Origin of the sequence: Streptomyces sp. DH41 (assembly GCF_029813785.1) — a bacterium.
Classification (GTDB): domain Bacteria; phylum Actinomycetota; class Actinomycetes; order Streptomycetales; family Streptomycetaceae; genus Streptomyces.
The window spans coordinates 44,912-66,443 of the sequence record NZ_JARVKY010000035.1 but is presented as its reverse complement, the minus strand read 5'-3'; the positions used below and the strand labels follow the sequence as shown (position 1 = coordinate 66,443).

The following is a 21,532-nucleotide window of genomic DNA, read 5'->3' as shown; positions in this document are numbered from 1 at the left end:
CGTCGAACGACGCCGCATCCAGCCCTCCAGCACCACCCGCTGGGCATCGGTCACCGACAATGGCGGAATCTTCGGACCCGGACGACTCATGCCCAACCAACGACAAATCTCCGACTCAGGTCACTAGATGGGCGTACGTGGGTTTCCGGCCGCGTCGTTCACTTGCCGGCCGTCGGCAGGCGAACGTCAGAGGTCGCCGGACGCGCCCAAGCCGGTCAGCGCGCCGACCGGATCGAGGTCCGGGGTGCCGCGCGGCCACCAGTCGTCGTGTCCCGGCTCCGACTCGTAGGCGTACCAGAGCCCGGTGCGGCCGAGCCGGAGCTGGACGTGCCCCTGGGGGTGGGTGAGGCGATTGCGCCAGGGGCGGAAGGCGGGCAGGTCGGCGGCGAGCAGCAGGGGGCGGGCGCGGTCGAAGCGGCCGGCCGGCGGGTCCCAGGCCTCCTCAAGGACGTCCAGGCCGTCGGGTCCGCCCTGGCGCCAGGCGGCCACGGCACGGGCCAGCTCCGCCGTACCGCGGCCGGCGGCCTTGGCGAGGGACGCGTAGAGCGCTCGGGTGCCGGCGGTGAGACCGGAGCCGGGACGGGCCGCGGCGAGGCGGACGGCGTCCTGCCACAGCGTCAGCCCGCCTACCGGATCGCGGCCCGTGGTGAGCAGGGCGTGGGCGCGGGCGGCGGCGTCGGTGGCCAACTGATCCAGCGCGAAGGGGTCCGGGCCACCTGGTGCCGCCGGGTAGGCCGGGGGCTGTTCGGGATGCGGGGGCGCGGGCAGCGGCGCCGGGAGGGGCGGCAGGGCGCGCGAGGTCAGGGCCTCAGCCGCCCGGACGCCGGGCAGGGAGGCCGGTGCCCGGTCCTGGGCGGCTCGGGCCGCGCGGGCGGCGTTCAGCCGGGACAGGGCGTCGAGCAGCTCGCGTTCGCCCCGGCCGCGGAGCAGGAGCAGGACAAAGGGGTCGGCGTCGAGCAGCCGCGCCGTCTGGTAGCAGAGGGCGGCTGCATGCTTGCAGGGGTGTCCGGAGTCGGGGCAACTGCACTGCGGGGCGAGGTCGCCGGGGCCGGGGAGCAGGGGGACACCGCAGTCGGCCAGGGAGTGGGGCAGCTCCTTGTCGAGGAGGGCGGCGATGTGCCCGGGCCTTGCCACGGCGGTGTCCAGGAACCGCTCCCAGTCTGCGTCGTCGAGCGTGCGCAGCCTCACCTGGACGCGGTACGGCCGGGGCCGGCTGCCCTGTACATAGGCGAGGACCAGGCCGGGGGTCACGGTGATGGCGTCGACGTGTCCCCGTTCGGCGTATCCGCGCCCTCGCGCGAGCCTCGCGGCGTCCAGGGCGCCCTCCTCCAAGGCGGTCACCCACGCGTTCCCCCACCACGTCCCGGCGAAGCCCTCGTCCGCCGCCGCCCGGGGCGGGAGGGCGGGAAAGGTACGACGGAGTTCGCCGTCGCGGCCCGGGGCCGCCATCGAGCGGGGGGTACGGGGCTTGGCGGGCGGTGAGGAGGAGGCCTGGCCGTGTGCCATCGGGTGCGGCGCCCGCGGTCGTGGAGGCGGTGGAGGCGGTGGCTCGTGTGACGATGCGGGTGAGGGCAACGGCTCGTCGGCGGTGGACATGAGAGATCCCGGGGTGGCGTACGAGCCGTGCAACGGGGCCGGGGGCGGGTGCGGGTGCGGAACCGCCGGGCTCTTGGCGGAGCCGCCATCTGCGGGTTCTCCCGCGGGCTCTCCTACGGGCTCTCCGTGAGGATCTCCGTGGGGATCTCCGAGGGGCAGTGGGTCTCCGGCCGGGTCCGCTTCCGGAGGCAGCCGGAACGCGCCCGCGACGAAGTCCCGCACGGCACGGGCGCGGGCGTCGGCGGTGCGCGGACCCTCGACGGCCCCCCGCGGACGACCGGCCGAACGGGACAGTCGCCGTGGGCTCGCCGCGCCGTTGACCGCGGTGTCCGACTTCGCCTGCCGACGAGCCGCCCGCAATGCCTCACGCGCCACATCCGCCGGCCGTCCGTCGCCCCCGTCCGCGGAGTCGGGGCGGGCCGCCGCGGGCGTGGCGTCGGCAGGAGTGTGGGCCGGGCCGGGGGCGGTCGGCCCAGCAGGCTGAGTCCCCGCTGTGGGCAGGTCCGCTTCCTCTCGCGGAGTGCCGGGCGTGCCGGGGGTGCCCGGAAGGCCGTACGCGGTCTTGCCCGCGACCGAGTCCGCAGTCGAAGCCGTGGCCGGATCCGTGGTCGGATCCGTGGTTGAGTCCGGTTTCGCCTCTTTCTCGTCTCGAGGGTTCTCATTCTTGCCCGCCGGACTGCCGACGCCTCCGTCCGCGCCCGCGTGCCGTGCGGTCCGCGCGCTGCGCAGCGCCGCGCGTGCGACGTCCCCGGGGCGCGGCCCAGTGCTCTCCTCCGGCCTCTTCCGCCCCCGCCCCGGGTCCCGGTCGTGGTCCTCGGCCCGGTCGTGGTCCTCGGCCCGGCATTGATCCTCGGCCCGGTCGTGGTCCTGGCTCAGGCCCCGTCCGTGTTCCCGTGCCGGCTCGCGCTCCGTGGGCCCCGCATGGACATCGGCATCGGCGGAGGGGCCCGGCGTCCCCTCACCGCGCTCGCGAGCCTCGCGCAGGGCGCGGCGGGCCTCATCGGCGGGCCGGGGGGTCATGACGGCCTCCGCAGGGACACCAGGTCGGACAGTTCACGGGCGGTCAGTTCGGTGAGGGCGGCCTCGCCGGAGCCGAGGACCGCGTCGGCCAGAGCACGCTTGGACTGGAGCATCTCGGCGATGCGGTCCTCGACCGTGCCCTCGGTGATGAGGCGGTGGACCTGGACCGGCTGGGTCTGGCCGATGCGGTAGGCGCGGTCGGTGGCCTGTTCCTCGACGGCCGGGTTCCACCATCGGTCGAAGTGCACGACGTGGCCCGCGCGGGTGAGGTTCAGACCGGTGCCGGCGGCCTTCAGGGACAGGACGAGGACGGGCGTGGCCCCGCTCTGGAACCGGTCCACCATGTTCTCGCGTTCCGGCACCGGCGTTCCACCGTGCAGCAGGTCGACCGGGACCGCACGGGCGGTCAGGTGGGCGGTGATGAGGCGGGCCATGCCGACGTACTGCGTGAAGACGAGGGCCGAACCGTCCTCCGCGAGCAGCGTGTCCAACAGCTCGTCCAGCAGGGCGAGTTTGCCGGAGCGGGCGGTAAGCCGGTCGGCGCCGCCCGGCGGGTGTTCCTCCTTCAGGAACAGCGCGGGGTGGTCGCAGATCTGCTTCAGCGAGGTCAGGAGCTTGAGCACCAGGCCGCGGCGGCCCATGCCCTCGGCCGACTCGATGGCGAGCATCGACTCGCGCACCACCGCCTCGTACAGCGCGGCCTGTTCGCGGGTGAGTGGGACGGGGTGGTCCGTCTCGGTCTTCGGCGGCAGCTCCGGGACGATGCCCGGGTCGGACTTCTTGCGGCGCAGCAGGAAGGGGCGGATCAGACTGGCGAGCCGCTCCACCGCCTCCTCGTCCTCGCCGTTCTCCACCGCGCGCGCGTGCCGGGCGCGGAAGGACTTGAGGGGGCCGAGGAGTCCTGGGGTGGTCCAGTCGAGCAGTGCCCACAGCTCGGAGAGGTTGTTCTCCACGGGTGTGCCGGTCAGCGCCACGCGCGCCGGGGACGGGATCGTGCGCAGGGCCTTCGCCGTCGCCGAGTACGGGTTCTTGACGTGCTGGGCCTCGTCCGCGACGACCATGCCCCAGTGCCGCTCGGCCAGTGTCGCCGCGGCGGAGCGCATCGTGCCGTACGTGGTGAGGACGAAGCCGCCGGTCAGGTCGTCCAGGGAGCGGTCGGGGCCGTGGAAGCGGCGGACGGGGACGCCGGGCGCGAACCGGGTGATCTCCCGCTGCCAGTTGCCCAGCAGGGAGGCGGGGCAGACCACCAGGGTCGGTTCGGTGCGCGCCCGCTTGAGGTGCAGGGCGATGAGGGTGACCGTCTTGCCGAGGCCCATGTCGTCGGCGAGGCAGCCGCCGAGGCCGAGGGAGGTCATGAGGTCGAGCCAGGCCAGGCCGCGCAGCTGGTAGTCGCGGAGGGTGGCGTGCAGGCCGGGCGGCGGTTCGGCGGGGCGGACACCGGCCGTGAGGCGGTCGCGCAGGGCGGCCAGCGCGCCGACCGGCACCACGTCGACCGTCTCGCCGTCGGCCTCCGCGCTGCCGGTGAGGGCGACGGACAGGGCGTCGACCGGGTCGAGCAGACCGAGGTCGCGCTTGCGGGCGCGGCGGACGAGAGCCGGGTCGACCAGCACCCACCGGTCGCGGAGCCGGACGACCGGGCGGTGGGCCTCCGCCAGGGTGTCCATCTCGGCCTCGGTGAGCGGGTCGCCGCCGATCGCCAGCTGCCAGCGGAACTGGAGGAGGTCCTCGCTCTCGAAGAAGCCCGTGCCGTCGGTCGCCGAGCCGGGCGCGGGCCGGACCACCGCGGTCGCGGTGAGGTCCTGGGCCAGGTCGCGGGGCCAGTGCACGGCGACCCCGGCGGCGGAGAGCCGGCCGGCCGCCACGCCCAGCAGGTCGATGACCTCCTCCTCGGAGAGGCTGAGGACGTCGGGCACGTCCTGCTCGGTGAGCCGGTCGAGGGGCGGCCAGACGCGCGCCGCGCGCCGCACCGCGAGGGCGGCGTCCACGCGCGCGCGGGGGCCGAACGCCGTGTCGGCGGCTCCCGACCACAGGTCGGCCGCGTCGGCCACGAGGGTGGGATCGGCGAGGCTGTGCACCTGGACGACCGCCGCCCCCGCGCTGCGCACACCGCCGTTGCCGCCGCTTGCCCCGGCCGCGGCGTCGTCCCCGTCGAACAGGTCGTACGCCGACAGGTCCAGGCGGAGCGAGATCCGCACGCCCGCGTCCATGCCGGCGGCGACCTCCGCCGCCCAGTCGTGCGCGTCGGGCAGGCGCTGGCCGGCGCGTGCGGCGAAGGGCCGGCCCGAGGCGTGGGGCGCGGCCGGCGTGCGTGGCAGGGTGTCGGCGACCGCGTCCAGGAAGGCGCGGAGGAGTGCCTCCGGCTCCGGCAGCCGGATCGGGCCCGGGCCGTCCAGGGGGACCGCGTGGCCCTCCGGGGGCAGGGCGGCGGCCACCGCCCGCAGGTGCGCGATGTCGTCGGGGTCCAGTGGGCCGGCCCGCCAGGCGTCGTGACCGGTCGCCGTCAGGCCGGGCAGCAGCCGGCCGCGTGCGGTGAGCCGCAGGGCGTGCAGGGCCGCGGCGCCCCAGCAGGCGGTGGCCGGATGGGCGGCCGGGTCGTGCCGGGCGCTCACCAGGAGAGGCAGGGCTTCGCCGAGTGGCAGCGACAGGGCGGGTGTCGTCCTGCGCCGCACGCCGGCGCCGTGCCGCCGAACGACGGTGAGCTCTGTGATCCCGGCAGGCCGGGCGCCGTCCCCGAGGGCCTCGGCGGCGGCAGACGCGCTTCCGGACGACGCGGCAGCGGCGGTCCCGCTACCGGGCGGTCCGACGACAGCGGACCCCTCTCCTGGGAAGACGGCGGTGACGGGCCCGTCGCCGGGGTCCCAGAAGGCGATCCGCCCGTCACGCGGAAGAGGCGCGGGCAGGAAGACCGCCGCGAGCCGGACGGGGACGGACGGAACGAACCCCTCCGGCCGTCTCGTCTCTCCCCGCTCCCCCGCTCGTCCGGCGGCCGGTGTGCCCGCCACGGCCATGTGGTTCATACGTCCTGTCACCCCCTCGCCCGCACTTCCCATCAGATGTCTTCGACTCTACGGGCGGGGTCTGACAATCGGCCCCGGCGGCCTGCCGGGCCACGGCCGTCGTACGTACGCGGGTGCAGTCGTACGTACTCGGTCGCCGTCGTACGTACTCGGTCAGGGAACCGTGCGTGAGACGACGTACACCATCGGGTAGTCCGGGTTGTGCATGTTCACGACGACGTCGTGGGTGGGCGCCGGGTTCGGCTGCTCGTTGACGAGGCCCCACCAGGAGCCGGCACCGCCGAACTCCCAGCCGGTGACTTGCTGGGCACGGTCGCTGATGGCGATCTTGTCCTTCTCCAGTGCGTCCCGGTCTACGCCCAGTCCCGCCAGGAAGGCGTCCAGGCCGGCGCCGGTGGTCTCGAACTGGACGTAGAGACGGCTGGTCTTCCAGTTGTTCGTCTCGTAGTACGCGACCTCGTCGGACGGGACCGGGACGGGCAGCTCGTAGATGCGGCGCTGGAGCTTGGACGGCCAGCCCTCGGTCATGCCGGTCGCCGCGTACTTCGCCTCCTTCTCCCTGCCGCTGTCGCGGCTCTGGTTGGCGGAGATCACGAGGTAGCCGGCCGGGATGCCGATGAGCAGCACGATGGTGAGCAGGGTGAGCGACCGGCGGCGGATCATGCGCCGACGGCCCTCCGCCGGTGGGCCGGGATCCTCCGGGGGTCCGGCCTGGTGCGGCAGGGAATCCGTCACAGCGACTCCCCGGACGTGCGGCGGGCCTCCGCGTACCGCTCGTAGCGCTCGTACCGCTCCACCCGGCGCCGCTTGGCGCGGCGGAACCGGCGGGCGACCAGCCGGGACAGGTCGGCGGCGCCCACCATGCCGGCCTCGGGGCCGAGCTGGGCGCGGACGATGCGCGCCTCGGGGCGGTAGCCGCGGCCGGTGAGCTGGCGCTTGAAGGCGTCGCGCGCGGGGCCGATCAGCAGGTCGTCGGCGGCGCTGACCCCGCCGCCGATCACGAAGCAGGACGGGTCGAGGGCCGCGGCGAGGTTCGCGATGCCGACGCCGAGCCACTGTCCGATGTCCTGGAGCAGTTCGACGCACATGGCGTCGCCGTCGCGGGCCAGCTCGGTGATCATCGGGCCGGTGATGTCACCGATGCTGCCCTTGACGTGCTCGATGATCCCGTAGGCCACCGGCGAGTCGGCGGCGGCCAGCTCGCGGGCCTCCCTGACCAGGGCGTTCCCGGAGCTGTACTGCTCCCAGCAGCCGCGGTTGCCGCACGGGCAGCGGTGACCGCCGGGGACGACCTGCATGTGGCCGAACTCTCCGGCGACCCCGTACTTGCCGCGCTTGACCTGGCCGTCCTCCAGGATCGCGCCGCCGATGCCGGTGCCGAGCGTGATCATGACGAGGTGGTCCTCGCCGCGGCCGGCGCCGAAGCGCCACTCGGCCCAGGCGGCGGTGTTCGCGTCGTTGTCCACCAGGACGGGGACCGCGAGGCGGCCGGCGATACGGTCGCGCAGCGGTTCGTTGCGCCAGGACAGGTGGGGGGCGAACAGCACGCGGTTGCGGTCGGCGTCGACCCAGCCGGCCGCGCCGATGCCGACGGCGTGCACGTCGTGCCGGTCGGAGAGGTCCAGGACCAGTTCGACGATGGTGTCCTCGACGACCTTGGGACTTTTGGACTTGTCGGGGGTCTCCGTGCGGAGCTTCTCCAGGATGTTGCCGTCGGCGTCCACGACGCCCGCCATGACTTTCGTACCGCCGATGTCGATTCCGACCGTCGGCACGCGGGGTGCCGTGAGGTGCGAGCGGCGTTCCCTCGTACCCACGGTGCGCAGGACCGGGGCGCGGCGGGAGCCGATGGGGGCGGTGAAGTCGCGGTAGGTGCTCATCGGGTGCGATTGTGCCGCACGGCTGTACCGGGTGCCGAATGGGACAGGGGGTGGCGTGACCGGTTCGTTGCCGGGTGCGGGTGCGTCGTGGTTACTCGCCCAGTTCCCCGCGCCCCGGGGTGCGCTGCAGTTCGTGGCGTAGATCGTCCAGCTCGTTTCCGCCCGCCATCTGCCTCGTCAGCTCGTCCAGTGTGATGTCGTCCCGCTCGTGGTTGCCCACCATGGTGCCGCGCTTCAGCAGGACGAATCTGTCTCCCACCAGGTACGCGTGGTGCGGGTTGTGGGTGATCAAAACAACACCCAAGCCCTGGTCACGTGCCGCCGCCACATACTTCAGCACCACGCCGGACTGCTTCACCCCCAGCGCCGCCGTCGGTTCGTCGAGCACCAGCACCTTCGCGCCGAAGTACACCGCGCGGGCGATCGCCACGCACTGGCGTTCGCCGCCGGAGAGGGTGCCGATGGGCTGGTCGACGTCGCGCAGGTCGATGCCCATGCGGAGGAGTTCCGCGCGGGTGGTGCGGCGCATGTGGTCGACGTCCATGCGCTTGAACGGGGCGACGCCCTTGCGCGGCTCGGAGCCGAGGAAGAAGTTGCGCCAGACCGGCATGAGGGGGACGACGGCAAGGTCCTGGTAGACGGTGGCGATGCCGCGGTCCAGGGCCTCGCGCGGGGAGGTGAGGCGGGTCTCCTCGCCGTCGAGGCTCAGTGTGCCGCCGTCGTGCTGGTGCAGACCGGAGATGATCTTGATGAGCGTCGACTTGCCGGCACCGTTGTCGCCGAGCACGCAGGTGATTTCGCCCGCGTGCACCTCCAGCGACACACCCTCCAGGGCGCGGACGTTGCCGTAGTTCTTGCTGACGCCGGACAGCTCGACGAGCGCCGTGCGGCTGTGCGGCGTACCGCTTTCGGTCTGCGTCACTTGGTGGCCTCCGCGCGCTTGCGGACCCAGGCGTTGAGCAGGGTCGCGAGGAGCAGCATCGCTCCGAGGAAGAACTTGAACCAGTCGGGGTTCCACTCGGCGAAGACGATGCCCTTGCTGGTCATGCCGAAGATGAGGGCGCCGACCGCCGAGCCGACGGCGCTGCCGTAACCGCCGGTGATCAGACAGCCGCCGATGACGGCCGCGATGATGTAGATCAGCTCGTTGCCGACGCCTTCGCCGGACTGGACGACGTCGTAGGAGAAGAGCAGGTGCTGGCCGGAGATCCAGGCGCCGAGGGCCACACCCATGTACAGGCCGATCTTCGTCCTGTTGACCGGGACGCCGACCGCGCGGGCGGCGTCCTTGTTGCCGCCGACCGCGAAGATCCAGTTGCCGGCGCGGGTGCGCAGCAGGATCCAGCTGGCGACGGCGACCAGGGCGAGCCACCACAGGATGGTGACCTTGAAGCCGACACCGCCGACGGTGAGGGTGGAGGCGAAGACCTCACGGGCGGAGCCGAAGCCCTCCATGTCGGCGATCGTCTTGGTGGAGACCGTGCCGCCGATCAGCTTGGTGAAGCCCAGGTTCAGGCCGGTCAGCATCAGGAAGGTGCCGAGCGTGATGATGAAGCTGGGCAGCTTGGTGCGGGTGAGCATGAAGCCGTTGAAGGCTCCGATCGCCAGGGTGACCAGCAGGGAGACGCCGACACCGACCCAGACGTTGGCGGTCATCTGGTAGCTGAACATCGACGACACCAGGGCCGACGAGGTGACCATGACGCCCGCGGACAGGTCGAACTCGCCGCCGATCATCAGCAGCGCCACGGGAACGGCCATGATGCCGATCGTCGAGGCGGCGTAGAGCACCGTGCTGAGGCTCGTGGCACGCAGGAAGCTGTCGGCGAAGAACGCGAAGAAGACGAAGACCGCGATCGCGCCGACCACGGAGCCCAGCTCCGGGCGGCCCAGCAGTTTCCGCAGCGGAGAGGCGTGCAGAATCCTTTCGTCAGCGCTTTGACCGGCGGCTGCCGCGTCCGTACCGGCGCTCATCGGGTGCCCCGCCTCGTGTAGTCGGCCAGCGCGGCGGCGTCGTCCTTGGTGATGACCTGCGGCCCGGTCAGCACCGGCCGGCCGCCACCGAGGACGTCGGCGTTGTACTTGTACAGCCACAGCAGGTCGACCGCCTCGTAGCCCTGGAGGTAGGGCTGCTGGTCGACCGCGAACCCGAGGGTGCCGTCCTCCAGCCCCGCGGCCACCTTGGCGTTGAGGTCGAAGGTGTCGATCTCGGCCTTGCTCCCCGCGCCCTGCTTGGCCTTCACGGCGGTGGCGGCGTAGGGGGCGCCGAGGGTGACCACGGCGTCGACGGCCTTGTCGGTCTGGAGCTTGGCCTCGATGGCGGACTGCACGTCCGGCATGCTGGTGCCGTTGACGTAGAGCCGCTCGACCTTGCCCTCGAAGCTCTTCTCCACGCCGTCACAGCGCTGCTCGTGGCCGACGTTGCCCTGCTCGTGCAGCACGCAGACCGCCTGCTCGCGCCCGCGCTCGTTCAGCTCCTCGCCGACCGCCTCACCGGCGATCGTCTCGTCCTGGCCGATGTGGGTGAGGGCGCCGAACTCCTTGGACTCCTCGGAGCCGGAGTTCACGGTGATCACGGGGATGCCCGCCTTCTGGGCACGGGCCAGGGCGGACTTCATGGCGGCGGGCTTGGCGAGGGTGACGATGATCCCGTCGACCTTCTTGTCGATGGCCGCGTTCACGAGCTGCGCCTGCTGCTGGCCCTCGTCGTCCTGGGAGTACAGGAAATTGATGTTGTCCTTCAACGCGGCCTGCTCGGCACCGCTCTGGACGATGTCCCAGAAGGAGTCGCCATCCCCCGAGTGAGTGATCATCGCGAAGGTCCAGCGGGGTGTGTTCACCGCCGCCTTCCCCTGGGCCGACGCGGCCTTGCGGGCGTCCTCGGCGCGCTTGCCGCCCGTACTGCTGCAGCCGGCCAGGGACACCGACAGTGCCCCTGCCAGCGCTATGCCTACCCAGGTCCGAAACCGTGCCACGAGGCCGTGCCCTTCTTGCTGTGCCGTGCTGTGCGTGCCGGAGTTCCGTGGGAACCCGGCCGGGTTCTCGAAACCCCAAACGCCCCATTGTCCGACATGAAGAACGATCACTTGGCGCCGGGGAGCAGGCGTCGGTCACATTGTCCGGACAATGCGACGAACGCGCACGGCGAAACACGCCGCGTGCCGGGTGGGCGGCACGCGCCGCCCACCCCACCCGCGCCGCCCATGAGCGGCGAACGCGGGATCGCTCCGCGCCGTCGGCCGGCCCCGGTCGGCCCCGGTCGGCCCCGGTCGGCCCCGGTCGGCCCCGGTCAGGACCGTACGAGGAGCTGGAACTCGAAGGAGTAGCGGGACGGCCGGTAGGTGTGCGCGCCGAACTCGACCGCGCGTCCCGTGTCGTCGAACGTCGTGCGTTCCATGGTGAGCAGGGGGGCGCCCTCGTCCTCGCCGAGCCGCTCGGCCTCGCCGGCGGTGGCGGCGCGAGCGCCGATGGACTGGCGGGCACTGTGCAGGGTGATCCCGGCGGCCCGCATCAGCCGGTACAGGCCGGTGGCCTCCAGCTGCTCGGTGTCCAGGTCGAAGAGACCCGGCGGCAGGTAGTTGCACAGATGTGCCATCGGCTCCCCGTGCGTGAGCCGCAGCCGCTCCACCCGGTGCACGTCGCTCCCCTCGGCGACGCCGAGTGCGGCGGCGACCTCGGCGGTCGCGGGGACGACGGTGTTGACCAGCACCTTCGTGGCCGGGCGCTGCCCCGCCGCCTCCAGGTCGTCGTAGAGACTGCTGAGCTCGAGCGGACGCTTGACCTTGCTGTGCACCACCTGGGTGCCGACGCCTCTGCGGCGCACGAGCAGGCCCTTGTCGACGAGCGACTGGATGGCCTGGCGGACCGTGGGACGGGACAGGCCGAGCCGCGCGGCCAGCTCGATCTCGTTGCCCAGCAGGCTGCCCGGGGTCAGCGCGCCGTGCTCGATCGCCGCCTCCAGCTGCTGTGACAGCTGGAAGTACAGCGGCACGGGGCTGCTGCGATCCACGCTGAGCTCCAGCGACACGGTGGGGTCCACTTCTGGTTTCGGCACGGGCCGAGCGTAGCTCCGTGCGCTGTTGACGGGAAGCTGTGTAGTTCGATTGTCCGGACATACGCATTGACAGCGCGTGGGCTGTGACCCACTTTGATTCCATGCGCATCGGGGTCATCGGAACGGGCCGCATCGGCACCGTTCACGCCAACACGCTCAGCCGCCATCGCGACGTGGGATCCCTGATCCTCACGGACGCGGACCTGGCGCGGGCCCAGGATCTGGCCAACCGGCTGGGCGAGACGGCGGCACCAGGAGTGGACGAGATCTTCCAGTGGGGCGTGGATGCCGTGGTGATCACCACGGCGACGCCGGCCCACGCCGAACTGATCGGCCGGGCGGCACGCTCGGGTCTACCGGTGTTCTGCGAGAAGCCCATCGCACTGGACCTGCCGGGCACGCTGCAGGCGATCGCCGAGGTGGAGAACGCCGGGACGATTCTGCAGATGGGGTTCCAGCGTCGCTTCGACGCCGGCTACACGGGAGCGCGTGAGGCGGTACGGTCCGGGCGGCTCGGCCGGCTGCACACCGTCCGGGCCGTGACCAGCGACCAGGCGCCGCCACCGGCCGCGTATCTGGCGCAGTCCGGCGGGCTCTACCGGGACACGCTCATCCACGACTTCGACATCCTGCGCTGGGTGACCGGCCAGGAGATCACCGACGTGTACGCCGCCGGGTCCGACGCCGGACCGGCGATGTTCCGCGCGGCGGACGACGTAGACACGGGCGCGGCGCTCCTCACGCTGGGGGACGGCACGCTGGCCACGGTGACGGCGACGCGGCTGAACGGCGCGGGGTACGACGTACGCATGGAGCTGGCTGGGGAGCTGGACCAGATCGTCGTCGGCCTGGACGACCGAACGCCGATCGCCTCGACGGAGCCGACCGGGCCGCCGGCCGCGGACAAGCCGTGGACCGGCTTCGTGGAGCGGTTCGGACCCGCCTACGAGGCGGAGCTGGCCACGTTCGTGGAGGTCGTTCGCGGTGAGCGCGCCAATCCGTGCGACGGGCGCGAGGCGCTGCAGGCCCTGCGGATCGCCGAGGCCTGTGAGACCTCCCGGCGCGAGCGCAGACCGGTGCGGCTGGAGGAGGTCCCCGGGGCCCCGGCGCCCGTGGCGGGGTGAGGGACGGGACCGGGTCCAGGTGAGGGACGAGGCCGGGTCGGGCGGGCGTGTGAGTGCCGGGGCAGGACCGTGGCGCAAGGGCGGGCCGGTGGGCAAGGCCGGCCGCCGAACCACAGACCGCACCGCATCGCACCGCACCGTCCCTCCCCGGGACTCCGGAACACCGGAACACCGGAACACCGGGCAGCCGAGCCCGCCGCACACGCCACCACCGTCCGCCGACGTCCTCCCCGTGCGCCCAGTACCTACCAGCGCACCGGCAGACTCCGCATCCCCCGCATCAGCATGCCCGGCAGCCAGTCGCCGGGCGGGCCGTCGAGGGCGAGACCGGGGGCGCGTTCCAGCAGGGTCCGTATCGCCGTACGGGCTTCCAGCCGCGCCAGTGGGGCGCCCAGGCAGTAGTGGACACCGTGGCCGAAGGCGAGGTGGCCGCGAGTGTCACGCCGGATGTCGAAACGGTCCGGGTCGGGATAGCGGTCCGGATCACGGTCGGCCGCGGTGAGGCCGACCATCACCGCGTCGCCCCGGGCGATGGGCGTGCCGTCTATCTCCAGGGGCTCGGCGGCGTACCGGAACGTCGCGTTCTCCACCGGGCCGTCCCAGCGCAGCGCCTCCTCCACCGCGCCGTCGACCAGGCTCAGGTCCGCGCGCAGGGTGTCGAGTTGGCCGGGATGGGAGAGCAGGGCGTGGACGCCGGTGGTGATGAGGTTGACCGTCGTCTCGTGGCCGGCGATCAGCAGCACGAAGGCCATGCCCCGCAGTTCCTCGGCGGAGAGCCGGTCGCCGTCCTCGTCGGTGGTGCGGATCAGGTCGCTCAGCAGATCGCCGCTCGGTCCTGAGCACCGCTTGTCCTCGATCAGGTCGGTGAGATACGCGGCGAGCTCGACGAAGGCGTCGTACTCGCTCTCCTCGTTGGTCGGCGCGACCGCCTCCGTCGAGATCTTCCGGAACTCGGCGCGGTCCATCTCCGGCACACCGAGCAGCTCGCAGATCACGGTGAGCGGCAGTGGGTGGGCGAAGGACTCCACGAGGTCCCCGCGGCCGTGCGGCAGCATGGCGTCGAGCAGGTCGTCGGTGATCCGCCGGATCCTCGGCCGCAGCTCCTCCACGCGGCGCATGGTGAAGGCTCGCGAGACGAGCGCGCGCAGCCGGGTGTGTCGGGGCGGGTCGGTGACCAGCAGGTACTTGCCGATCAGTTCCTCGTCGAGGAAGGTCATGCCGAGCCCGCTCGGGTCCTTGGCCAGGCGAGGGTCGGCCAGGGCGGCGCGGGCCTCCTCGTGGCCGACGACGAGCCAGGTGTCGTACCGCGCGTCGGGGGACGGCGGACGGACCCGGTGCACGGGGCCCGATCTGCGCAGTCGCTCGTAGACCGGGTGCGGGTTCCGCCGGAAGTCGTCGCCGAACTCCCCCAGGTCTGTCACTTCCGTCACGGTCCCCGCCCCTCCCGGCCGACCCCATGTGCTCCTGCACGGTGAACGCGTACGTCCGCCGGCCAGTGCCCGTCCTCCCGCTGTTTCTCGTACTCCTCTATTTTTCGTGTTCCTCCAGAAGTCCCGCGTCGTACACCAACAGCGCGATCTGCACCCGGTTGTTGAGGTCGAGCTTGGCCAGGACGCGGGAGACGTGCGTCTTGACGGTGGCGACGCTCATGAAGAGTTCCGCCGCGATGGCGGCGTTGGCCATGCCGCGGCCGACGGCGACGGCCACCTCACGCTCGCGGTCGTTGAGGGCGGCGATGCGCGTACGCGCGCGCGTGCGTCTGGTGTCGGCGGCGGTGCCGGCCGCGTGCTCCATCAGCCGCCGGGTCACGGCGGGCGACAGGACGGGGTCGCCGGCCGCGACCCTGCGCACCGCGTCGAGGATCTCGGGGGGCGGGGTGTCCTTGAGGACGAACCCGGCGGCACCGGCGCGCAGGGCTCGCAGCACCTGCTCGTCCGCGTGGAAGGTGGTGAGCACGACGACCTGCGGGGCGTCCGGGCGGCCCCGCAGCCGCTCGGTGGCCGTCAGGCCGTCCACGACCGGCATCCGGATGTCCATGAGGACGACGTCCGGGCGGGTGCGGTCGACGAGGGCCTCGACCTCGTCGCCGTCGGCGGCCTCGCCGACGATCTCGACGTCGTCGGCGCCGCCCAGCATGAACGACAGCCCGGCCCGTACCAGTGGGTCGTCGTCTACGAGGAGCAGTCTGATCGCGGTCATGACGCATACGTAATCACGGCTGCCGGTGGCCGACTTGGTTCCTTCCGCGACTTCGGCGGCTTCGGGTACTGCGACGACCTCATCCGCCTCACCGGCCTCATCGGCCTTATCCGCCTCACCGGCCTCATCGGCCTGGACAACGGTCCGCCCACAACCGTCCGGCTCACCCCCACGGCAGCCGCGCCCGTACCTCGAAGCCGCCCTCGGGGGTGGGGCCGTGGTCCAAGGTGCCCCCCGCGAGCGTGGCGCGCTCGGTCAGCCCGATCAGGCCTTGTCCCGAGCCGGGCACGTCGGGCGCCTCGGCCTCGGGCGGGGCGTTGCGCACGGACATGGCGAGACCGTCTCCGGGCGCTCCGGTGACGGAGACGGTGACCGCGGTGCCGGGGGCGTGCTTGCGCGCGTTGGTCAGTGCCTCCTGGGCGATGCGGTAGGCGGTGCGGCCGACGGACGCGGGCACGGCGGCGGGGTCGGTGACATGTCCGGCGAGGGCGACCTCCATGCCGGCCTCGCGGCACTCGGCGACCAGGGCGTCGAGCGCCGCGAGCGTCGGCTGGGGACGGCCCGCGTCGTCGGGTTCCGCGGCCCGCAGGACGCCGATGATCTCCCGCAGGTCCTGAAGGGCGTCGTGCGCGCTCTCGCGGACGACGCCGGCCGCCCGCGCCACGTCCTCGCGGGACGCGTCCGGCCGGAACTCCAGGGCGCCCGCGTGCACGCTGAGCAGTGTCAGCCGGTGCGCGAGGACGTCGTGCATCTCACGGGCGATGGCCTCCCGGGCCAGCCGTTGCGCCTGCTCGGCACGGAGCCGGGCCTCCGTCTCGGCACGCCGGGCCCGGTCGCGCAGGCTGAGCATGAGCTGCCGCTGGGAGCGGGCGAGCATGCCCCAGCCCGCCACTGCGGCGGCGAGCAGGATGCCGAAGAACACGACCCCGAGGTAGGGCAGCTCGGGGTCGGGGCGCACCCAGTAGAAGACGGGCTGGAGCACGATGTGCGCGCCCGCGACCCAGGCGACGTACCGGAAGGGCCGGTGCACGGCCACGGTGAAGAGGGAGACGAGGGCGGTGCCGCTCGACGTGACCGAGAGGAAGCCGATGGGCAGCATGGCCACGGCGAGTGCGACCGGCCACCGGCGTCTGAGCCAGACGGCGGCGCAGGCGAGGGCGCCGATCACCTGGTCGGCGACCTCCATGGCATGGGGAAGGTGCGGTTCGTTCTCCAGCGCGTCCGCGCTGAGGAGGCCGATGACGACGGCGATCAGGAAGCAGCTGAAGTCGACGGTCCAGTCACGTGCGGTCCGCCGGGATCTGCGGGATCGCGGGGATCGCCGTCCGGACGGTTCATGGTCTTCGTCGTCCGGACTCGGGTCGAGCTCTGCGATCAGCGCCGAGGGCAGCAGCCAGCGACGCTCCGGGAACGCCGGGGTGATCCGCGCCGGCCTCTCTTTGTCCACAGTCGACGAATCTACGCAGCACCGGCCCCCCTGACCGCCGTGCGTACGGGATCGTCGACCAAAGTCGCCGAACCGCGGACTTTCGGCGCGCCGGAGGACGGGGATCGGGTACTTCGGTCGGACGGGGCTCGCCCCGCGGCCGATGCGTGTGGGGGGACCGCGGGGCGAGGGTCGGGGGCATGAAGGAACTACTGGGATTCATCGGCTTCTTCGCCCTGGTGCAGGGCGTCGCGGGCCTCGTGCACGAGTTCGCCGACTGGAACTGGGGATTCGTGCACCGGATCGGTTTCCTGGACGGCTACGAGATCTACGCGAGTGTGGCCCTCGTCGTGCTGGCGTTGGCGCTGTTCGCCGCCGCCGAGAGCAGGAAGTCCCGGTGACTCCGGGATCCTGCCACCGTGACCGCCGCCTCAGCAGCCGTGGTCGACGAGGTCGAACGAGGCGTAGTGGTCGGCCGTGTAGTAGTCCTCCTGGTAGTCCTCACCGGTGACGATGCGGCGGGCGCCGCGTGTGTCGGAGCCGGGAGTGATCACCGTGTACTCGTGGTAGTAGCCGGTGGACTGACCGGGCAGGATGCCCTCCCTGTTCTGGAAGACGGTCCCGTCCTGTTCGAACGGGTAGGGACCGCCCTGCTCGATCAGGTCGAGCGTGTCGTGCGCCTGGGAGGGCAGGTCGCTGTAACAGATGTCGCCGACCGCCGCGGCGGCCGCGCCCTCCGAGAGGACACCACTCGCCATGGTGGTCGCGTTCGCTGTGGCGGAGGCGTTCGCCGTGGTCGCGGAGACGGTGCCGCCCACGAGGAGGGCGGAGAGGACTGCGGCTGCTGCGCCGAGCCGAGCGGCGCGTGGGGGGAATCGCATGACCTCATGATGACGCGCGTAGACCATGGCATGTCAATGTCAAGGCCGTGGAGTTTCCCGGGAAGTCCTATGTGTTTTCGGCGAGTTCACCCGCCGCCGCCCCGACCCGTCCGAGCGGCGGCGATGATGCGCCCCGGGACCGGTCAGGCGTTCTCCGGCAGCTCGTACGAGCCGTACTCCGGGCGTCCGGCCAGGTCGTACGACTGAATGGAGATGCCCGCCGCCGTCACGCGCCCGCCGGTGTGCCGGAAGGCCGTCGGCCGGGTGCCCTCCGCGAAGAGGCGGCGCCCCGCGCCGAGCACCACGGGGAAGGTCAGCAGGTGGACCGTGTCGACGAGGTCGAGCGCCAGCAGCGACCTCGCGAGGGCTCCGCTGCCGTGCACCTGGAGTTCCCCGTCGGTGCGCTCCTTCACCGCGGTGACCTCCTTGGCGAGGTCGCCGCCGAGCACGGTCGTGCCCGCCCACGCCGGGTCGGTGAGGGTGGTGGAGACGACGTACTTCGGCAGACCGTTCAGCTTGGACGCGACGGGGTCGGCCGGGTCGGTCATCTTCGGCCAGTACGAGGCGAAGATGTCGTACGTGCGGCGGCCGAGGAGGAAGGCGCCGACCCGGCCGAACACCTCGTCGACGAAACCGCCGAAGTCCTCGTCGCCGTACGGGACGGTCCAGCCGCCCTGGTCGAAGCCGTCGCGGGTGTCCTCCCGGGGCCCGCCGGGGGCCTGGTAGACGCCGTCGAGGGTGAGGAAAGTGGTGAGTACGAGCTTGCCCATGACGGGTGCCTGCTTTCGGGTGCCGTGGTTGTGCTGTCACCGGTTCGGACTCCGCCGGCGTCGAGGACTCATCGGTCAGGTCGACGTCCGTTCACCGCCAGCGTGTGCGGGGCGGGCCCGCTGGGATGGAGCCATGAACACGAACACGGAAACACTCACTCGCCCCTCGGCGCCGCTGACCGGCCGGACGGCCCTGGTGACGGGCGGCAGCCGCGGCATCGGTGCGGCGACCGCGCTGCGGCTGGCACGGGAGGGCGCGGACGTGGCCCTCACCTACGTCAACGGCAAGGACGCGGCAGAGGACGTCGTACGGGCCGTCGAGGCACTGGGGCGCCGGGCGGTGGCCCTGCGGGCGGACTCCGCCGACGCGGACGAGGCGGCGGGGGCGGTGGAGCGTGCGGCACAGGCGCTCGGCGGCGACCCCGACGTGCTGGTCAACAACGTGGGTCTGGGCCTGCTCGGCCCGCTCGACACTCTGTCGCTCGCCGATGTCGACCGGCTGCTCGCCGTGAACGTCCGAGGGGTCTTCCTCACCTCGCAGGCGGCCGCGTCCCGCATGACCGAGGGCGGCCGGATCATCACCGTCGGCACCTGCATGACCCAGCGGGTGCCCGGCCCGGGCGGCACGCTGTACGCGATGAGCAAGTCGGCGCTGATCGGGCTGACCAAGGCCCTGGCCAGGGAGCTCGGCCCTCGGGGGATCACGGCGAACATCGTCCATCCGGGACCGGTCGACACCGACATGAACCCGGCGGACGGTCCCTACGCGGACGCGCAGTCGGCCTTGACCGCGCTGGGCCGCTTCGGCACCGCGGACGAGGTCGCGTCGACGGTGGCACACCTGGCGGGCGCCTCGTACGTGACGGGCGCGGAGTTCGCGGTGGACGGCGGACACGCGGCGTAGGCGGCTGGCCCGCGGTATTGATGGGCGGCATGCGCGCGGGGCGCACCGGTGCTGTCCGGCCGGTGCGCCCCGCGGGTCGGTGAGCGGTGGGTCAGCCGCCGAGCTCCTGGTGGCGGGCGGCCAGGTGGCTGGTGCCGTCCTCCGTCAGGGAGCCGAACAGGCGCAGGCGGGAGATGCCGCCGTCGGGGAAGATGTCCACGCGCGCGTGGGTGCCGACGGCCGCCTCGGGCAGGACGAAGCGGTGGTTGGTGTCGGGCTGCATCCGGGTGCGCGGCAGGACCTCACGCCACTCGCCGGACTCGCCGTCCTTCACGGACACCGAGGCCCAGCCGGCCGAGTTGCCCTTCAGGTACGCCGTGTCGATCTCGATGGCGCGGATCTGGACGCGGTCCACCAGGCGGTAGCTGATCCAGTCGTTGCCCTGGTCGCGGCGGCGCCGGGTCTCCCAGCCGTCGTCCATCTTGCGGGAGCGTCCCGGCTGGATGGTGTTGGTGGCCGGCGAGTAGAAGAGGTTGGAGGCGTCCTCGACCTGGCCGCCGTTCTCCAGCGCCACCACGTCGAAGGTGCCGAGAGCCGCGAGCCACGCCGGATCCGGGACGACCTCGCCGTACACGCGCAGGCGGGCGATGCCTCCGTCCGGGTGCTGCTTGAGGCGCAGGTGGGTGAAGCGCTGCTCGGCCGAGACGGCGAAGCCGTTGGCCGCGTGGCCGCCGACGGCGGTGCGCGGGACGAGGGTCGTCCACTTCACGTCGTCCGCGAGCAGTTCCTCGGGCGACGGGGAGCCCGGGACCGAGGCGGCCTCGACGGAGACGGCCTGCGGGTAGTTGCCGCGGAAGTGGGCGGTGTCGACGACGATGCCGCGGATCACGCCGGGCGCGCCGAGGCGGATCAGCGCCCAGTCGTGGTCGTCCTCGGTGGGCCAGGGGTGGTCGGCCGAGGCGCCGCGACGCCGGCGGGTCTCCCAGCCGTCCATGACCTTGCCCTTGTGCCCGAAGTGCTCGGGGTCGAACTCGGCGGGTTCGGGCACCAGCAGGTTCTCTCGCTGGGCGAAGAACTCGTCGTTGGCGGCGACGACACCCGCGCCGAGCTGCCGGTCGGCAAGGTTGGCGTACTGGGTGAAGGGGAGGTCGGCGGTGCGGTAGTCGGCGTACGGGTCGCCGCCTCCGTACGGGTTCGCGTCTCCGGTGAAGCTGGCCAACGAGGGATTCTGCTGGGCCGTCACGGTGATCAGGTGTTCCTTCCGGGTCGTTCGGGATGATCTGGATTCAGGAGGTCCGGACCTGTCAGGGCCGGGTGAGGAGCTGTCCCTTCGGCTCGGTGAACGCGCCGTCCGCCACGATGCGCTCTCCGCGCAGCCAGGTGGACTTCACGACGCCGTACAGGGTCTTGCCCGCGTACGCGGTGACGCGGTTGCGGTGCTGGAGGGCGGCCGGGTCGACGGTGAAGGTCTCGTCGGGGGCGAGGACGGCGAAGTCGGCGTCATGGCCCGCGGCGATGGCGCCCTTGCGCGCGTCGAGTCCCACGAGGCGGGCCGTGTGGGCCGACATCCAGCGCACGATGTCCTCCAGGCCCAGACCGCGCTCGCGGGCCGCGGTCCACATGGCCGGCAGGCTGAGCTGGAGGCCGGCTATGCCGCCCCAGGCGGTGGCGAAGTCGTCGGTCTTGAGGTCGGCGGTGGACGGCGAGTGGTCGGTGACCACGCAGTCGATCGTGCCGTCCGCCAGTGCCCGCCACAGCAGGTCCTGGTTGGCGGCCTCGCGGATGGGCGGGCAGCACTTGAACTCGCTCGCGCCGTCCGGCACTTCCTCGGCGGTGAGGGTGAGGTAGTGGGGGCACGTCTCGACGGTGACCTGTACGCCGTCGGCGCGGGCCTCGGCGATCAGCGGCAGGGCGTCGCTGGAGGACAGGTGGAGCACGTGCACGCGCGCGTTGAGCCGCTTGGCCTGCGCGAGGAGCGCGGCGATCGCGGTGTCCTCGGCGTCGCGCGGGCGGCTCGCGAGGAAGTGGGAGTACTTCGGGCCGCCCTGCTGCGGGGCCGCGGCCAGGTGGTGCGGGTCCTCGGCGTGCACGATCAGCAGGCCGTCGAGGGCGGCGATCTCCGCGAGGGACCGGGCGAGCTGCTCCTGGTCGAGGTGCGGGAACTCGTCCACGCCCGACGGCGACAGGAACGCCTTGAAGCCGAAGACCCCGGCCTCGTGCAGCGGGCGCAGGTCCTTGACGTTGTCGGGCAGGGCGCCGCCCCAGAAGCCGACGTCGATGTGGGCCTTGTCGGCGGCGACCTCGCGCTTGGTGCGCAGATGGTCGACGGTCGTGGTCGGCGGGAGGGAGTTGAGCGGCATGTCCACGAGGGTGGTGATGCCACCGGCCGCCGCGGCGCGGGTGGCGGTCCAGAAGCCCTCCCACTCGGTGCGGCCCGGGTCGTTCACGTGCACATGGGTGTCGACCAGTCCGGGCAGGACGACGTGGTCGCCGACGTCCTCCAGCCGGGCGCCCGCCGGGACGGGGGCGTCGTACGGCAGAACGGCCGTGATCTTCCCGCCGGTCACCGCGATCGACGCGGCTCGTACCCCCTCGGGAGTGATGACACGCGTCGAGCGCAGCACCAGTTCAGCCTCGGACACCCGAACCCCTCTCTCTTCCGCCGATTTCAACGTTCTGTTG

Annotated in this window: 18 protein-coding genes; 3 read left to right on the top strand and 15 right to left on the bottom strand. The window is 72.4% G+C overall.

Translation table 11 applies throughout. The annotated features are described in order from the left end of the window. Positions 1–186 precede the first annotated feature (186 nt). From QC283_RS36200 to QC283_RS36165, 8 genes are all read right to left on the bottom strand, one after another. Positions 187–2,616, bottom strand: coding sequence for an SWIM zinc finger family protein (locus QC283_RS36200; RefSeq protein WP_279566029.1), 2,430 nt, complete (start codon positions 2,614–2,616; stop codon positions 187–189). Further along, positions 2,613–5,633: a DEAD/DEAH box helicase gene (locus tag QC283_RS36195; protein WP_279566028.1), complete on the bottom strand. Its 3,021-nt coding sequence runs from the start codon at positions 5,631–5,633 to the stop codon at positions 2,613–2,615. Before QC283_RS36195 ends, QC283_RS36200 begins: the two co-directional genes overlap by 4 nt. Positions 5,634–5,786: 153 nt before the next feature. Further along, positions 5,787–6,368, bottom strand: coding sequence for a sugar kinase (locus tag QC283_RS36190; RefSeq protein WP_279566027.1), 582 nt, complete (start codon positions 6,366–6,368; stop codon positions 5,787–5,789). Then, on the bottom strand, positions 6,365–7,513 hold the full coding sequence (locus tag QC283_RS36185) for an ROK family glucokinase (RefSeq protein ID WP_279566026.1): 1,149 nt from the start codon (positions 7,511–7,513) through the stop codon (positions 6,365–6,367). Before QC283_RS36185 ends, QC283_RS36190 begins: the two co-directional genes overlap by 4 nt. Before the next feature lie 91 nt (positions 7,514–7,604). After that, complete coding sequence (locus QC283_RS36180) at positions 7,605–8,435, bottom strand: ATP-binding cassette domain-containing protein (protein WP_279566025.1); 831 nt, start codon at positions 8,433–8,435, stop codon at positions 7,605–7,607. After that, positions 8,432–9,487 carry an ABC transporter permease gene (locus tag QC283_RS36175; protein WP_279566024.1) on the bottom strand — a complete coding sequence of 352 codons (1,056 nt, stop codon included), beginning with the start codon at positions 9,485–9,487 and terminating at the stop codon, positions 8,432–8,434. Before QC283_RS36175 ends, QC283_RS36180 begins: the two co-directional genes overlap by 4 nt. Continuing rightward, complete coding sequence (locus QC283_RS36170) at positions 9,484–10,488, bottom strand: sugar ABC transporter substrate-binding protein (RefSeq protein WP_279566023.1); 1,005 nt, start codon at positions 10,486–10,488, stop codon at positions 9,484–9,486. The genes QC283_RS36175 and QC283_RS36170 overlap by 4 nt, the downstream gene beginning before the upstream one ends. 314 nt (positions 10,489–10,802) lie before the next feature. Continuing rightward, complete coding sequence (locus tag QC283_RS36165; RefSeq protein ID WP_279566030.1) at positions 10,803–11,540, bottom strand: myo-inositol degradation transcriptional regulator; 738 nt, start codon at positions 11,538–11,540, stop codon at positions 10,803–10,805. 128 nt (positions 11,541–11,668) lie between these two features. On the opposite strand from QC283_RS36165, the gene QC283_RS36160 reads away from it, so the two are divergent. Continuing rightward, positions 11,669–12,691, top strand: a complete 1,023-nt coding sequence (locus QC283_RS36160; RefSeq protein ID WP_279566022.1) for a Gfo/Idh/MocA family protein — start codon at positions 11,669–11,671, stop codon at positions 12,689–12,691. Between the two features lie 245 nt (positions 12,692–12,936). On the opposite strand, the gene QC283_RS36155 is transcribed toward QC283_RS36160, so the two are convergent. From QC283_RS36155 to QC283_RS36145, 3 genes are all read right to left on the bottom strand, one after another. Then, entirely contained in the window at positions 12,937–14,121 is a 1,185-nt protein-coding gene (locus tag QC283_RS36155; RefSeq protein WP_279566021.1) for a cytochrome P450 family protein, read from the bottom strand. 97 nt (positions 14,122–14,218) lie between these two features. Next, a complete protein-coding gene (locus QC283_RS36150) occupies positions 14,219–14,890 on the bottom strand; it encodes a response regulator transcription factor (RefSeq protein ID WP_279566020.1) in 672 nt (223 codons plus the stop codon). Positions 14,891–15,053: 163 nt separating this feature from the next. Beyond that, entirely contained in the window at positions 15,054–16,337 is a 1,284-nt protein-coding gene (locus QC283_RS36145; protein ID WP_279566019.1) for a sensor histidine kinase, read from the bottom strand. 179 nt (positions 16,338–16,516) lie between these two features. Here QC283_RS36145 and QC283_RS36140 point away from each other — a divergent pair, with 179 nt between their 5' ends. Continuing rightward, a complete protein-coding gene (locus QC283_RS36140; RefSeq protein ID WP_279566018.1) occupies positions 16,517–16,717 on the top strand; it encodes a hypothetical protein in 201 nt (66 codons plus the stop codon). Between the two features lie 30 nt (positions 16,718–16,747). Here QC283_RS36140 and QC283_RS36135 read toward each other — a convergent pair whose 3' ends face one another. Together QC283_RS36135 and QC283_RS36130 are read right to left on the bottom strand one after the other, a co-directional pair. Continuing rightward, positions 16,748–17,197 (bottom strand): ribonuclease domain-containing protein, encoded by a 450-nt coding sequence (locus tag QC283_RS36135; protein ID WP_279566017.1) that lies wholly within the window; start codon positions 17,195–17,197, stop codon positions 16,748–16,750. A 143-nt stretch (positions 17,198–17,340) separates the two neighbouring features. Then, complete coding sequence (locus QC283_RS36130) at positions 17,341–17,967, bottom strand: dihydrofolate reductase family protein (RefSeq protein WP_279566016.1); 627 nt, start codon at positions 17,965–17,967, stop codon at positions 17,341–17,343. 133 nt (positions 17,968–18,100) lie between these two features. Here QC283_RS36130 and QC283_RS36125 point away from each other — a divergent pair, with 133 nt between their 5' ends. Then, the gene (locus tag QC283_RS36125) at positions 18,101–18,871 is read left to right on the top strand and encodes an SDR family oxidoreductase (protein WP_279566015.1); all 771 of its coding nucleotides are present in this window, start codon (positions 18,101–18,103) and stop codon (positions 18,869–18,871) included. Positions 18,872–18,962: 91 nt separating this feature from the next. Here the strand turns inward: QC283_RS36125 and alc are convergent, their stop codons facing one another. Together alc and allB are read right to left on the bottom strand one after the other, a co-directional pair. Next, complete coding sequence (gene alc / locus QC283_RS36120) at positions 18,963–20,093, bottom strand: allantoicase (protein WP_279566014.1); 1,131 nt, start codon at positions 20,091–20,093, stop codon at positions 18,963–18,965. Between the two features lie 61 nt (positions 20,094–20,154). Beyond that, on the bottom strand, positions 20,155–21,492 hold the full coding sequence (gene allB / locus QC283_RS36115; RefSeq protein ID WP_279566012.1) for an allantoinase AllB: 1,338 nt from the start codon (positions 21,490–21,492) through the stop codon (positions 20,155–20,157). Positions 21,493–21,532 lie beyond the last annotated feature (40 nt).

Coding starts and splice junctions, on each gene's coding strand:
- QC283_RS36200 (WP_279566029.1), bottom strand. CDS start 2,616: ATGACCCCCCGGCCCGCCGATGAGGCCCGCCGCGCCCTGCGCGAGGCT.
- QC283_RS36195 (WP_279566028.1), bottom strand. CDS start 5,633: ATGAACCACATGGCCGTGGCGGGCACACCGGCCGCCGGACGAGCGGGG.
- QC283_RS36185 (WP_279566026.1), bottom strand. CDS start 7,513: ATGAGCACCTACCGCGACTTCACCGCCCCCATCGGCTCCCGCCGCGCC.
- QC283_RS36175 (WP_279566024.1), bottom strand. CDS start 9,487: ATGAGCGCCGGTACGGACGCGGCAGCCGCCGGTCAAAGCGCTGACGAA.
- QC283_RS36160 (WP_279566022.1), top strand. CDS start 11,669: ATGCGCATCGGGGTCATCGGAACGGGCCGCATCGGCACCGTTCACGCC.
- QC283_RS36150 (WP_279566020.1), bottom strand. CDS start 14,890: ATGACCGCGATCAGACTGCTCCTCGTAGACGACGACCCACTGGTACGG.
- QC283_RS36140 (WP_279566018.1), top strand. CDS start 16,517: ATGAAGGAACTACTGGGATTCATCGGCTTCTTCGCCCTGGTGCAGGGC.
- QC283_RS36135 (WP_279566017.1), bottom strand. CDS start 17,197: ATGCGATTCCCCCCACGCGCCGCTCGGCTCGGCGCAGCAGCCGCAGTC.
- QC283_RS36130 (WP_279566016.1), bottom strand. CDS start 17,967: ATGGGCAAGCTCGTACTCACCACTTTCCTCACCCTCGACGGCGTCTAC.
- QC283_RS36125 (WP_279566015.1), top strand. CDS start 18,101: ATGAACACGAACACGGAAACACTCACTCGCCCCTCGGCGCCGCTGACC.